Consider the following 12,846-nt stretch of genomic DNA (forward strand, 5'->3'; position numbering starts at 1 on the left):
ACATCGCGAAGCGACGCGACGAAGGAGCGCCCTTGACCGGGCGGACGGACACGGAACGACACTGGGACTGCCGGGAAGGCCCCCCGCCTGCTCCTTCGATTCCGCCCAGGCGAAGCCCCGGCCATCCCTTGGCCCCGCCCAGCAGACCGGCCCGGCCCGGCCGAGCCCGCCCGGCCAGTCGCCGTCCAGCGGTTGAGCGGGGTCGCGGCGAAAGACGTGGGCTCGCGGCGTGGGCCTCGTGCAGCGGCGCGGGTGCCGCGGCCTTGGGGTGGGTCAGTGGGGAGGTGACGTGGTGAGGCGGGTGGGTTGGAGGCCGGTGAGGAGGGTGGTGAGGGCTTCGTCGATGGTGGGGCCGAGGTACCAGTCGCCGGTGTGGTCGATGGAGTAGACGCGGCCCTCGGCGTCGAGGGCGAGGTGGGAGGCGCCGTCGGCCTCGACGCCGAGGGGGCAGAGGCTGGTGGACAGGGCGCGGCCCAGGTCGGCGAAGGTGCGGGCCAGGTGGAGGCCGGTGAGGGGGTCCAGCCGGATGGGCGTGGGGGCTATCTGGCGGCCGGGCCCGGGGGCGGTGATGGTGAGGCCGCCGAATTCGGCCCAGGCTTCGACGGCGGCGGGGAAGACGGTGTGCTGGTGGCCGGCCGGGGTGGTGTGGTCGCGGAGGGCGTCGGCCCAGTATTCGGCCTGCTTGATGTCCCAGCGGCCGGGCTGCCAGCCGGCGGTGCGCAGCGCGGAGTCGACGGAGACCGGGAAGCGGGTGGCCGACGAGCGGTCGTAGGAGGCTGAGGTGGCGGTCATGGCTTCTCGGGGGTGGTCAGGTCGACGGGGCGGACGCCGAAGTGGGCGAGGAGTGCGTCGCAGGAGCGGCAGGGCGGGGCGTAGCTGCCGTGCAGGGGGTCGCCGTCCTCGCGGATGCGGCGTGCGGTGATGCGGGCGTGTTTGAGGGCGCGGCGGGCTTCGCTTGCGGTGAGGGGTTTGCGTGAGGCGCGTTTGCTGCGGGCGCCTTCGACGGTGGTGAGGTGGCGGGAGAGGAGGATCGCTTCGGGGCAGCGGCCGGTGAAGCGTTCCCGCTGGTTGCTGGTGAGGGTGTCGAGGAAGTCCTGGACGAGTGGGTGGAGTGCGGGCGGCAGGTCGCCTTTTCCGGCGGTGCTGGTGAGTGTTTCGCCGCGGACGGAGAGGGCTGCGGCGATGGTGGGGAGGATGCCGTCGCGGCGGAACCGGAGGGTCGGGGCGGTGTGGCCGTCGGTGCTGCTCCAGCGCAGGCGCGGGTCGCCGGCCGGTGCGGTGGTTTCTGACGGTCCGGTCCGTGTTGCCGTGTTCTGCATGTCGTTTCCCTCCCGTGGCGGCGGTGGTGGCCGCTGTCGCGCACGCCCCCGTGCTGCGGGGACAGCCTGCCAAATGTCCTCATGGGTGCGGAAGCGGGGTCGAATATTCGTATCAATTCGGATGTTCCGGGGCGGTGGTCGGGGGTGGGGCTCGGGGGAGGGTGGGGCTCTTGCCGTAGCGCATAGGCTGTGCGGAACCAGCCAGATCCAGCAGGGGGCTACCGCCATGACGACAGGTCGGCTCGGGCAGCAGGCCGCGCCACCCAACGCCGCGTACTCCGGGCAGGTCGTGCACTTCCCGGACCCCGTCCGGGCTGCCCGGCATCCCCAGGGTGTCCGGATGGACGAGAACGGACATCCGGATTTCGCGCCGTACGCGCGGGCGGCGGTGGAGATCGCCGAGCCGCCGGAGGGTTTCGGCGTGGACGAGCTGCGGCTGACGGACTACGTGTCCGCGAACGCGGCGATGCATGCGGCGGGCCATGAGCTGTGGGACACGGTGGGTGCGGTGGCGACTCCGCACGGCTGGACCTGGCACCACGTGTCGGGGTCGCGGCGGCTGGAGCTGGTTCCGGTCGAGGTGAAGGCGTTGCTGCGGCACCATGCGGGTCTGGCGACGGCGCCGGTGGACCACGAGAAGCGTGGGACGCGGCCGTTGCAGGAGGTGCGTCCGGTGCATCTGGAGCTGCCGAAGTCGGTGGTTTCGGTGTCGGAGCAGCAGGTGCAGGGGGTCGAGGAGGATCTCGGCTACCGGCTGCCGGAGGCGTACCGGTCGTTCCTGAAGGCGGCGGGCGGTTGTGCGCCGGCCGGGGCCGGGCTGGATGTGGACCTGGGCCTGCTCGTGGACCAGCCGTTCTTCACGGTGCGTGAGGAGGCGGCGGTCAATGACCTCGTGTACGTCAACAAGTGCCTGCGGGACCACCTGACGAAGGACTACCTGTGCGTGGGTTTCGTGCAGGGCGGGCTGCTCGCGGTGAAGGTGAAGGGCGAGGCGCCGGGTTCGGTGTGGTTCTCGCCGTACGACGATGCGCGCGACCGGGACGGGTGGTCGGTCCAGGAGCGGGTGGAGCGGCTGTTGCTGCCGTGCGGTGCGGATTTCGACTCCTTCCTGGAGCGGCTGGCGGGGAATCCGCCGGAGTTGGAGACGGTGGCCGGTCTGATGGTGGACGGCGGTTTCGCACGTTCGGTTCCGGTGTCTGGTCCGTCGGTGGAGGGGTGATTGCGTCGTGGTGACGTTCGCGCAGGCGCAGGAGCGCGCCGAGGAATGGATCAACGGGGATGTGCCCGCGTACCAGCACCGGGAGGTGCGGGTGCGGGAGTTCGGCCTCGGTTTCGTGGTGTGGGCGGAGGACCGTCCGGCGGGTCCGGTGTCGGGGGGTGGCCGGCAGCGGCTGGTCATCGCGCGGGACAGCGGTGAGGTGACGCTCTGGCCGGGGCTGCCGGTGGGTGAGGTGATTCGCCGGTACGAGGAGGAGTACGGGGCGGCCGGGTCCGGTGGCGGGCAGGAGGCTTCGGTTCCGCCGCCGCGGATCGATTCGGAGCAGACCTCGTTCATGTTGAGTCCGCCGGAGTGGCTGTTGGAGGCGGGGGCGTCTTCGGTGCCGATGGCCACCTCTTCTTCTTCGGCGCCTGTTGTTTCTCCGGCGTCGTCTGTGGCTTCCCCGGTGTCACCTGTTGCTTCTTCCGCGCCGGTCGATTCTTCAGGGCCGGGGGGCTCTTCGGAGCCTGTTGCTTCTGCCGGGTCCGTGGCGTCTTCCGCGCCTGGGGAGTCTTCGGCGCCGGGGGCGTCTTCCGCCGCTGGTGCGGCCGGGTCCGCCGGTGGAGGGGTGGGCCATGAGCCCGCCGCTTCGGACGGCGTGCCGGCCGGGGCGACGCCGTGGGCCGGGACGGATGTGAATCCGGGGGCGGAGGACGTGTCCGTGCCGCTGCCCGCGACCGTGTTCGCGCCGCCGCTGTCCGGGTCCGACATGGACGATCTGCCGCCGTCCGGTGTGGAGCCGGAGGCCAGGACCACGCTGATGGCGGGGGGCAGCCAGCTGCCCCGGACCGCTGTGGCGCCGGCCATCGACCTGAGCCGGAGTGGTCCGGACGCTTCGGGCGCCGACGACATCGCCGATGCGCCGACCAGCAAGGCGCAGGTGCCGAGGCGGCCTGCGCCGGCCGGTGGGGACGCGGCGCACGCGGCGACGATGCTGGCGGGGCCGGGTCAGCCCGCGCCGCCCGGTCTGCCCGGTGCGCCCGGTCTGCCCGGTGCACCTGGTGTGCCCGGTGCACCTGGTGCGCCTGGCGTCGGTCAGCCGCCCTCGCCTCCCGGTCCGCCCGGGGTGCCGGGTGGGGATGCGCACCACGCCGCGACGATGTTGGCCGGGCCGGCCGTGGGTCAGCCCGGGCCCCCCGGTCCGCCCGGTGCGCCCGGTGTGGGTCAGCCGCCTGCGCCGCCCGGGCCGCCCGGTGTGCCGGGTATGGGGCAGCAGCCTGCGCCTCCCGGCCCTCCCGGTCCCCCTGGTGCGCCGGGTGGGGACGCTCACCATGCCGCGACCATGCTCGCCGCGCCGCCGGCGGGTCAGCCTGCGCCGCCCGGTCCGCCCGGTCCGCCCGGTGCGCCCGGTGCGCCGGGCGTCGGTCAGCCGCCCGGGCCGCCCGGTCCGCCCGGGGTGCCGGGTGGGGATGCTCACCATGCCGCGACCATGCTTGCCGCGCCGCCGGCGGGTCAGCCTGCGCCGCCCGGGCCGCCCGGTGCGCCCGGGATGGGGCAGCCGCCCGGTCCGCCTGCTCCCCCCGGGGTGCCGGGTGGGGACGCGCACCACGCCGCGACCATGCTGGCCGGCCCCCCCGTCGGTCCGCCGCAGCCGCACCAGCCCGGTCCGCCCGGTGTGCCCGGGACGCCGCCCGGTGGTGTGCCGCAGCCCGGGCCCGCCGGGGTGCCCACCGTGGGTCCCGGCTACCAGGCCGTGCTGCGCTACCGCGCGCCCGACGGTTCGGAGCAGCAGATCATCCGCCGCTCCGCGCCCGGTACCCCGCACCCGGAGTGGCAGATCCTGCACGAGCTGCGCGCCATGAACGTGCCGCCGCAGCAGGTGCTGGAGCTGCACACCGAGCTGGAGTCCTGTGAGCTGCCCGGCGGTTACTGCGCCCGGATGATCCGGGAGACCTGGCCGCAGGTGCGGATCACCAGCGTGGCCCCGTACGGTCAGGACCACGCGGGCCGCCAGCAGGGCATGCGGCATCTGCTCACCCACCAGGGGGAGTTGCACCAGGTCGCCGACGGTCCGGCGCGTCCGGCTCCGGTTCGGGCGCCGTTGCCGCAGGTCCCGTTGCAGCCGGCCATTCCGATGGAGGCCATCGCGCAGGAGCTGGCGGGGGCGTTCGGTCCGCAGGGCGTGTTCCGGTTCGAGCAGCGGGCCGTGTCCCGTCAGGGTGTGCCGGAGATCGTGGCGCAGACCCTGGTGTGGGCGGGTCTGCCGGTGGACTTCGGGCCGTTCTTCTGGGCGCAGGCGGTGCCGGGTCAGCCGGTGCCGACGCTGGCCGAGCTGGCCGCGCAGCGCCAGGTGCAGCCGGCGTCGGATGCCGGCTCGTACCTGGTCGTCGGCAGTGACTTCGGCAAGGCGCTGTGTGTCCAGTACGGGACCGCGAACATCGTGGCGGTGCCGGTCGAGGGCGGGCCCGGTGGTGCTCCGGTGCCTCCGCAGTTCGTGAACTCGAGCCTGCCGCAGTTCGTCCGGTGCATCGCGATGCTGGGTCACATGTGGCGGCTGAGGCAGCATCTGACGCCGGAGCAGGCGGGCCGCTGGACCGTCGATTTCCAGGCGAATCTGGCGGGGCTGGACAGTGCCGCGCTGGCCTCGCCGGAGAGCTGGTGGTCGGTGCTGCTGGAGCAGATGTGGGACGGACTGCTCTGATCGGGCGATTTCAGCACTGATCGGAATGGCCGGGCCGGGACCCTCGAAGGGGGTCCCGGCCCGGCCATTCCGGCTTCTGCCCGCAAATGGAGCATCCTTGACTGGAATCCCCGCGAGAGAGGCGCTTCCAGGATGAGTGCACCCATGTCACCTCAACCGCACGGCTTCGCGATCGTGCGGGGGCGCGGCTACCGCACGGCGGAGGTGGACCGGTATCTCGCCCGGTTGTCCGGGAGCCGGGACGAGGCCTGGGAACGGGTGGCGCGGCTGACCGTGCTCGCCAAGCGGATGGAGGCGGAGGCGGAGCGGCTGCGGGAGGCGGTGGACCGGCTGGCTCCGCAGACGTACGAGGACCTGAGCGAGCGGGCCCGCCGGATCCTGTCCCTCGCCGAGGAGGAGGCGGACGTGCTGCGGCGGGACGCGCGGGCGGACGCGTCGGCGGCGCTGGGTGCGGCGGAGGCCCATGCGGAGCGGGTTGCGGAGCTGGCCCGGGCGGATGCGGAGGCGGTCCGCGACCAGACCGAGGTGCGGGCCCGGCAGGGGCTGATGCGGGATCAGCGGGAGGCGGAGGAGCTGCTGGCGGCGGCCCGTGCGGACGCCGAGGAGTGGCGGGCGGAGGCGCAGGCCGCGCTGGTGGAGATGCGCCGGCGGTCGGACGCGCTGCTCGCGGACCGCGAGGCGGAGCAGGTGGAGCGCTGGGACGCGGCGGGGCGGGAGCTGGCGGACCGCGGTGATGAGCTCCAGGCGCGCCATGCCGAGCTGGAGGAGTACGCGCAGGCCCGGCTGGCGGAGGCGCGGCGGGCGTTCGCGGAGGCCGAGGAGGCGGCGCGGCACGGCCAGGAGGACGCGGAGGCGCGTGGCGCCGAGCTGCTCGCGGCTGCGCGGGTGCGGGAGGAGCGGATCGGGCGGGAGACGGAGCGGGTGCTGCGGGAGCACGCGGAGGCGCAGGAGGAGATGCGGGCGCACATGAACCATGTGCGTGCCAGCCTGGCGGCGCTCACGGGCCGGGCTCCTGCGGAGGACGTCGGCTAGGCCCTGTCCGGGTCTTCGAGGACCGGCCCGCGGAGCCGCGGGCCGGAGAGGACCGCCTGGCCAGGGCCGGGGCCGGTGCCCGGCCGGGGCCGCCCGGATGGGCGGCCCCGGTGCGGGTCAGCCGATCTGGGTGTAGGTGGGGAAGGCTTCGCCGTAGGCGTTCCAGCCTCGGCCGATGTACTGGCGGCCGGCGAAGGTGGACGTGCCCGACCCGCCGGTGCCCCGGTAGACGTACATGTCGCCCTTGGCGGTGCGGGCGACGATGTCGGCGCGGCCGTCGCCGTCCTGGTCGCCCGTCGCGGCGATGGCGTTGTAGCCGTTCCAGCCGGAGCCGATCCACTGGCGTTCGCCGAAGGGTGCCTTGGCGTTGCCGGTGCCGGGGTGGATGTAGAGGTTGCCGTTCCAGTCGTGGCCGACGATGTCGGTGCGGCTGTCACCGTTGATGTCGCCGGCGCCGACGACCGCCTTGTAGGTGTTCCAGTAGGGGCCGATCCAGGTCGGCGTCCCGAAGTCGACGCCGTTGTTCTTGCCGGCCTTCAGGTAGAGGTTGCCCCAGATGTCGCGGGTCAGCAGGTCGCCCTTGCCGTCGCCGGTGAGGTCGCCGGGGCCCACCACCAGGTCGGTGTTGGCGTAGTCGCCGGGGACGGTGACGCCCTTGGTGACGTTGGTCAGGCTCCCGGTGCGGAAGGCGAGCACGGCGGGTCGGGCCGATCCGTCGACTCCGGCGGCCATGACCAGGCGGGAATTCTGGGGGAAGGCGACCGGGTCGTACGACGGGTAGTGGCCGTCGTTCTTGTTCTCGTGGACCCAGGCCCGGCCGGCCGCGTCGATGCCGGTGAAGCCGCCCTTGCCGTACAGGGGGGTGTTGCCCTGGCCCACGGAGATGCCGGGCCAGCCGCCGACGCCCCAGGAGCTGATACCGCTGCGGGGGCTGAAGGAGCCGTTGCCGTAGGACGTGTACTCGTACAGTTGGCCGTTGTTGGTGACCGCCAGCAGGTCGGCCTTCCCGTCGAAGGTCTGGTCGTCTTCGGCGATGATCCGGCTGTAGACGTTCCAGCCGCCGCCGACCCAGGAGCGGCTCTTGAAGGGCGCGGAGGCAGAGCCGGTCCCCTTGTAGTAGTAGAGGTTGCCCTTGCGGTCGCGGCCCAGCAGGTCTCCGCGCCCGTCGCGGTCCAGGTCGCCGGCGCCGACGAGCTGGTCGTAGATCTGCCAGCCGCCGCCGACCTTGACCCGGCCCGCGAACGGCTCGCCGGTCGCGTTGCCGGTGGCGCGGTACAGGTACAGGTCGCCGCCGTGGGTACGGGCGAGGAGGTCGGGACGGCCGTCGCCGGTCAGGTCCCCGGCGCCGAGGACGCGGTTGTAGATGTACCAGCCGGAGCCGGTCCAGGTCGGGGCGGCGGTGCCGGTGGTGTTGGCCTGGTGCAGCGAGAGGCGTCCGTCGTTGGACAGCTGGAGCACCTCGGGCCGCGCGTCACCGCGTACGTTGCCCAGCTTGATGATGTCCATGGGCCGCGTGTGGGGTTCCCCGTGGAATCGGTAGTCCGCCATCACCATCTGCTTGCTCGACCACCAATTGGCGTGCCCCAAGGGGCTCCGCTCCAGGAAGTCGCTCCGCCCGTCGCCGTCGATGTCGAGGCGCGGCTTGGCGGGGGCGGTGGCGTACGTGGAACGGCCGGCGGACGGGTCCGCGGCGGCGGCCGGGGTGGCGGTGGCGAGAGCGGCTGCGGACAGGGCGAGGGCGGTACAGCCCGCGAGCCGGCGCAGGTGCCGGCGGCGCGCGGAAGAGGACAACGGATTCCCCCGAATCGTGTGGGTGGGGCAGAGGGGGGATGCGACGGCACGCCGGGCCGGATGCGGCGGTGCGTGCGGAACGGTGGTCCCCCAGGGAAGCGATCGGAGACTACTGGGGGGAAAACGGAATGCAGAAGTGGTTTGCCGTGCAACCTTTCGCGCGCCTGTTGGTCGGCCGGACGCCCCCTAGCGGATCCGGTCGAGGAAGGCGTCGATCAGCGGGGCGATCTCCGGGAGGTGGGTCTCCAGGGCGAAGTGTCCGGCGTCGTCGAAGAGGTGGAGTTCGGCGTCGGGCAGGTCGCGCAGGTAGGCCTTGGCGCCGGCCGGGGTGAAGAAGGGGTCGCCCGCGCCCCACAGGATCAGGGCGGGCGGGCGGTGGGTGCGCAGCCAGGACTGCCAGGTGGGGTAGAGCTGCAGGTTGGAGCGGTAGTCGAAGGCCAGGTCGGTCTGGGCGTCGGCGCGTCCGGGCAGGTCGAGGAAGTACTGGTCCAGGGCGGGCGCGGCGGGGTCGAGGCGGGTGGGGTCGGCGAGGCCGGCCTCGTACTGGAAGCGGGTCCCGTCGAGGGTGAACAGGGTGCGCACGGCCGCCTCGTCGCCGGGCACCTCGCGGCGCCGGGCGATGAACTCCCGTGCACCGTCGGAGAGGCCGTCCTCGTAGGCGTTGCCGTTCTGCACGATCAGGCCGGTGATCCGCTCGGGGCGGCGGGTGGCCAAGCGGAAACCGACGGGGGCGCCGAAGTCGAAGAGGTAGAGGGCGAACCGGTCGAGGCCGAGGGCGTCGGTGAAGGCCTCGACGGTGTCTGCGAGCCGGTCGAAGGTGTACGTGAACCCGTCGGGGGCCTCGGTGTGGCCGAAGCCGGGGTAGTCGGGGGCGATGAGCCGGTACCGGTGGCCGAGGGTGTCCATGAGGCGGCGGAACTGGTGGGAGCCGGTGGGGAATCCGTGGAGCAGCAGGAGGACCGGGGCGTCGGCGGGGCCGGTCTCGCGGTAGAAGACGCGGACGCCGGCGACGTCGATGTGGTGGTGCCGGATGCGGGACGCGTTCATCACATGCCTCCTAGGGCTTAGGTGGCATTAGCTTCGCCGATCATGGCTAACGGGTCAAGTGGCTCCGGTAGCATTAGCTGTGTGGATGAGACTCCGACTTCGGGCGTGACGTTCCCGCTCACCGGCGAGCCGCTCGCGCTGGACCTGGTGAACACCCGGCCCCCCGCCGGGGACCTGATCGCCGGCCCGGCCGGCCTCACCGCCTGGCTGGGCACCCAGGAGGGCCGGCTGACGCCGGTCGCGGAGGTGGGCACGGCCGAGCTGGCCGCCGTACACGCCGTACGGGAGGCCGCGGATGCAGCGCTACGGGCCGCCGCGGCGGGTGAACGCCCGCCGGTGGCGGCGCTGGACGCGCTGAACGCGGCCATGGCCGGGGCGCCCGCCCATCAGGAGCTGGCCTGGACCGAGGCCGACGGGCTCTCCGTGGCCCGGCGACGGACCGCGGGCCCGGCCGCACGCCTGGCGGCCGAACTGGCGGAAGCGGCGGCCGGCCTGCTGACGGACCCGCGGGTCACCTCGGTGCGCGCCTGCGAGGCGGAGGACTGCGTCCTGCTGTTCCTGCCGGCCCACCCGCGGCGGCGCTGGTGCGTGGCCTCGGCCTGCGGCAACCGCACCCGGGTGGCCCGGTACTACGCCCGTCACAAGGCGGACGCGGACCCTTCCTAGGAGGCCGGCCCGGCGGGGCGCTGGGGGACGACGGCCGGGGGCTCGGCCGCGGCCGGGGGCTCCGCGGCGGCCGGTGCGGGCGTGGCCGGTACGGGCGCAGTCGGTGCGGGTGCGGGTGCGGGTGCGGCCGGTGCCGGTGTCTGCGCGGGTGCGGCCGGTGCCGGTGCCGGTGCGGCGGTGGGCGGGGTGAAGGGGTACGGGTCGCTGCGCAGGCCGTTGGCGGTGACCACCACCGCCTGTCCGCCGGTCAGCGTGCCGGGGAGTTCGACGACCAGCCGGCCGGCCTCGCCGGACCGGGCCTCCGTCTCGGCCTCGTTGAAGGACACGCTGACCGCCGCCCCCGGCCCCGGGTGGAAGCCGCCGCCGGTCAGGGTGACGGGGCCGCCCGGGGTGTCCTGGCGGACGCCGGTGATCACCGGGTTGGCGCGGGCGGCCATCTTGTTGAGCAGGTAGGCGCCGGCCGGGGCGCCGGTCAGGGCCCAGATCTGTTCCGGAAGCCGGGGGAGGCCGCCGCCGACGTCGCTCAGGAAGAAGGCCGCCACGTAGGCCATGGTGACCGCGCTGAGGGCGACGTACTGGAGGTCGACCAGGTCGGTGCGGCCGCTGTCGTTCGCGATCAGGTCGCGGACCGGCCGGGCGCCGCCGGGCGTCGGCCCCGGGCCGGGCTTGGCCAGGGTGCCGTGCTGCACCCGGGTGCCCACGACCGCCTTCGCGGCGATCAGCGCCACGTACGGTCCGCCCAGCAGCGGCAGGTAGACGGTGGTGAGCGTGGACAGCGGGCCGTCCTCGCCGTGGAAGTACGCGATCCCGTCGCCGGCGAAGATTCCGAAGCCCAGGATGACCAGCAGCAGCCAGACCAGGATCAGCGTCCAGGCCAGGGCCATCGTGGTGGAGGTGGAGAGCCGCCCGTCCCGGCCGGTGATGAACGCGGGCCGCCTGCGCAGCCGTAGGGCCACCGGTCCGGCCAGCGCGGCCAGCGTCAGCAGAGCGAAGAAGGCGGAAAGCATGGTCGTCCCCCCGTTAGGTACCCGCCAGTGGTGTACCGCTTCGCTGGGGCCATGACAAGGGCGACCCGCCGGGCCGGGTGCCGGAAGGACTGCCGGAAGGGCTGCCGGAGGGCGACCGTCCCGTACTCGTTACGGTGCGGACGCCTCCTGGTCGTCCCGTTGTTCGGGGAGGACCGGGAACCGGCGGGGGGCCACCAGCAGCAGGATCAGCAGGGCGGCCACCGCCGCCGCGGCCGCTCCCGCGTAGACGTGTTCCACCGCGCTGGTGACGGCGGCCCGCAGGTAGTCGGCGGCCGCCCCGGTGAGGGCCGCCGGGTGTTCCAGGGCCCGGGAGACCTCGTCGAGGTGGGCCGGCAGCCCCGGCATCGGTGCGTCCGCCAGCCGCGCCGCGATGGTGGCGTTGGCGATGGCGCCGAAGACGGCGGCGCCCACGCTCTGCCCCACCTGACGGCAGAACAGCACGGAGGCGGTGGTCACTCCGCGCTCCGCCCAGCCCACCGTGGACTGGACCCCGACGACCAGCGGCAGCTGGAACAGGCCCAGGGCGCCACCCAGGGCCAGCATCAGCAGGGCCGGCTGCCAGGGTTGTGCGGGGTGGGGGAGCAGCGGGAAGGCGGCGAGGCAGAGGAAGGCCAGGCCGACGCCGAGGACGGCGGTGTTGCGGAAGCCGATGCGCCGGTAGACGTGCTGGCTGAACGCGGCCGAGATCGGCCAGCTCAGGGTCATCGCGGACATCACGAACCCCGCCGCCATGGGGTCGAGGCCGAGCGCGGACTGGGCGTAGGTGGGCAGGAAGACCATCGGCGCGACCATCAGCAGGCCGAGCGCGGCCATGGCCAGGTTGACCGCGGCGATGGTGCGGCGGCGCCAGACCCAGCCCGGCAGAATCGGTTCTGCGGCTCGTCGTTCGACGTACACGACGAGGCCGGCGAGGAGCGCGGTCGCAGCGAACAGGCCGAGGGAGGGGGCCGACAGCCAGGGCCAGGCCACCCCGCCCTGCACCAGGGCGAACAGCAGCAGCCCGCCGCACGCGAACACGCTGACCGCGCCCGCCCAGTCGATCCGGGCGAGGCGGCCGGGACCGGCGGGGGCCCGGGCCGGTTCGCGCAGGTGGCGGGCGGTCAGCCAGAGGGCGAGGGCCCCGACGGGCAGGTTGAGCAGGAAGATCCAGCGCCAGTCCGCGTAGGCGGCGAGCAGGCCGCCGAGCGCCGGGCCGGCCACCGAGGAGGTGGCCCACACGGTGGACATCCGGGCCTGGATCTTGGGGCGGTCCTTGAGCGGGTACAGGTCGGCGGCCAGGGTCTGGACGGTGCCCTGGATGGCGCCGCCGCCGAGGCCCTGGACGATCCGGAAGGCGATCAGCGCGGCCATGTTCCAGGCGGCCGCGCACAGCAGGGCGCCGAGGAGGAACAGGGCGGTGCCGGCCAGCAGGACGGGCTTGCGGCCGAAGGTGTCGGAGAGCTTGCCGTACACGGGAAGGGTGACGGTCACGGCGAGCAGGTAGCCGGAGAACAGCCAGGAGAAGACGGAGAATCCGCCGAGGTCGGCGACGATCTGGGGGACGGCGGTGGACACGATGGTGCCCTCGAGGGCGACCAGTGCCATGCCGAGCATGAGCGCGGCCACCAGCGCCCCGGGCGGCCGCCCGGTCCCACCGGCCGCGGCCCCGCCCGGTGCGGCCCCGCCCGGTGCGGCTCCGCTCGGCGCGGCCTTGCCCGGTCCGGATCCGCTCGGCACGGCCCCGCCCGGCACGGCCCGGCCGGAGCCGGACCGGTCCGCCGCGGCGCCCGCCTCCGCGTTCTCCCCCGCTGCCACCTTGATCCCTTCACCGTGCACGTATCCGCCCGGAACACCTTCTCACCCGGTCCTCGAGTGGCGGTATCCCCCAGAGCGCCTCCCCCGGAAGGGGGAGGACCCCTAGGGGTTGGTCCTCACAAGGGGCCAGGGGTCTTTCGTCCCGGCGGAGGACGAGGAATGACCGGGCCGGTTCTTAACTGGTTCATACGAGCGGGGCGTAGGGGGGACTCCCGGGGGTGGGGTTAACCCCCCTGCGGATACGGAGATCGGCACCAGCGTGCCGGACAC

General features: G+C 73.8%; 10 protein-coding genes. 4 read left to right on the forward strand and 6 right to left on the reverse strand.

The genetic code is table 11. The features are described 5' to 3' along the window. Positions 1–273 precede the first annotated feature (273 nt). Together AB0447_RS21040 and AB0447_RS21045 are read right to left on the reverse strand one after the other, a co-directional pair. The gene (locus AB0447_RS21040) at positions 274–792 is read right to left on the reverse strand and encodes an SUKH-3 domain-containing protein (RefSeq protein ID WP_366478213.1); all 519 of its coding nucleotides are present in this window, start codon (positions 790–792) and stop codon (positions 274–276) included. After that, positions 789–1,319 carry a YwqJ-related putative deaminase gene (locus AB0447_RS21045; protein WP_366478214.1) on the reverse strand — a complete coding sequence of 177 codons (531 nt, stop codon included), beginning with the start codon at positions 1,317–1,319 and terminating at the stop codon, positions 789–791. Before AB0447_RS21045 ends, AB0447_RS21040 begins: the two co-directional genes overlap by 4 nt. 226 nt (positions 1,320–1,545) lie before the next feature. Between AB0447_RS21045 and AB0447_RS21050 the strand changes: the two genes are divergently transcribed. The 3 genes from AB0447_RS21050 to AB0447_RS21060 all read left to right on the forward strand — a co-directional run bounded on the left by AB0447_RS21050 (position 1,546) and on the right by AB0447_RS21060 (position 6,250). Continuing rightward, positions 1,546–2,538, forward strand: coding sequence for an SMI1/KNR4 family protein (locus AB0447_RS21050; RefSeq protein WP_366478215.1), 993 nt, complete (start codon positions 1,546–1,548; stop codon positions 2,536–2,538). 7 nt (positions 2,539–2,545) lie between these two features. Next, a complete protein-coding gene (locus tag AB0447_RS21055; protein WP_366478216.1) occupies positions 2,546–5,218 on the forward strand; it encodes an SUKH-4 family immunity protein in 2,673 nt (890 codons plus the stop codon). A gap of 144 nt (positions 5,219–5,362) precedes the next feature. After that, positions 5,363–6,250, forward strand: coding sequence for a cellulose-binding protein (locus AB0447_RS21060; protein ID WP_366478217.1), 888 nt, complete (start codon positions 5,363–5,365; stop codon positions 6,248–6,250). A gap of 117 nt (positions 6,251–6,367) precedes the next feature. Here the strand turns inward: AB0447_RS21060 and AB0447_RS21065 are convergent, their stop codons facing one another. Both AB0447_RS21065 and AB0447_RS21070 read right to left on the reverse strand, forming a co-directional pair. Then, entirely contained in the window at positions 6,368–8,041 is a 1,674-nt protein-coding gene (locus AB0447_RS21065; protein WP_366478218.1) for a VCBS repeat-containing protein, read from the reverse strand. A gap of 186 nt (positions 8,042–8,227) precedes the next feature. Then, positions 8,228–9,088, reverse strand: a complete 861-nt coding sequence (locus AB0447_RS21070; RefSeq protein ID WP_366478219.1) for an alpha/beta hydrolase — start codon at positions 9,086–9,088, stop codon at positions 8,228–8,230. Between the two features lie 81 nt (positions 9,089–9,169). Here AB0447_RS21070 and AB0447_RS21075 point away from each other — a divergent pair, with 81 nt between their 5' ends. Then, positions 9,170–9,754, forward strand: a complete 585-nt coding sequence (locus tag AB0447_RS21075; RefSeq protein ID WP_366478220.1) for a CGNR zinc finger domain-containing protein — start codon at positions 9,170–9,172, stop codon at positions 9,752–9,754. On the opposite strand, the gene AB0447_RS21080 is transcribed toward AB0447_RS21075, so the two are convergent. Together AB0447_RS21080 and AB0447_RS21085 are read right to left on the reverse strand one after the other, a co-directional pair. Further along, positions 9,751–10,761: a hypothetical protein gene (locus tag AB0447_RS21080; protein WP_366478221.1), complete on the reverse strand. Its 1,011-nt coding sequence runs from the start codon at positions 10,759–10,761 to the stop codon at positions 9,751–9,753. The two genes, AB0447_RS21075 and AB0447_RS21080, sit on opposite strands and share 4 nt — an antisense overlap. A 129-nt stretch (positions 10,762–10,890) precedes the next feature. Then, positions 10,891–12,597, reverse strand: a complete 1,707-nt coding sequence (locus AB0447_RS21085; protein WP_366478222.1) for an MFS transporter — start codon at positions 12,595–12,597, stop codon at positions 10,891–10,893. Positions 12,598–12,846: the final 249 nt, after the last annotated feature.

The sequence above is a fragment of the Streptomyces sp. NPDC051211 genome, from assembly GCF_040689505.1.
In the GTDB taxonomy this organism is placed as follows: domain Bacteria; phylum Actinomycetota; class Actinomycetes; order Streptomycetales; family Streptomycetaceae; genus Streptomyces.

Coding starts and splice junctions, on each gene's coding strand:
- AB0447_RS21050 (WP_366478215.1), top strand. CDS start 1,546: ATGACGACAGGTCGGCTCGGGCAGCAGGCCGCGCCACCCAACGCCGCG.
- AB0447_RS21045 (WP_366478214.1), bottom strand. CDS start 1,319: ATGCAGAACACGGCAACACGGACCGGACCGTCAGAAACCACCGCACCG.
- AB0447_RS21070 (WP_366478219.1), bottom strand. CDS start 9,088: ATGAACGCGTCCCGCATCCGGCACCACCACATCGACGTCGCCGGCGTC.
- AB0447_RS21060 (WP_366478217.1), top strand. CDS start 5,363: ATGTCACCTCAACCGCACGGCTTCGCGATCGTGCGGGGGCGCGGCTAC.
- AB0447_RS21080 (WP_366478221.1), bottom strand. CDS start 10,761: ATGCTTTCCGCCTTCTTCGCTCTGCTGACGCTGGCCGCGCTGGCCGGA.
- AB0447_RS21040 (WP_366478213.1), bottom strand. CDS start 792: ATGACCGCCACCTCAGCCTCCTACGACCGCTCGTCGGCCACCCGCTTC.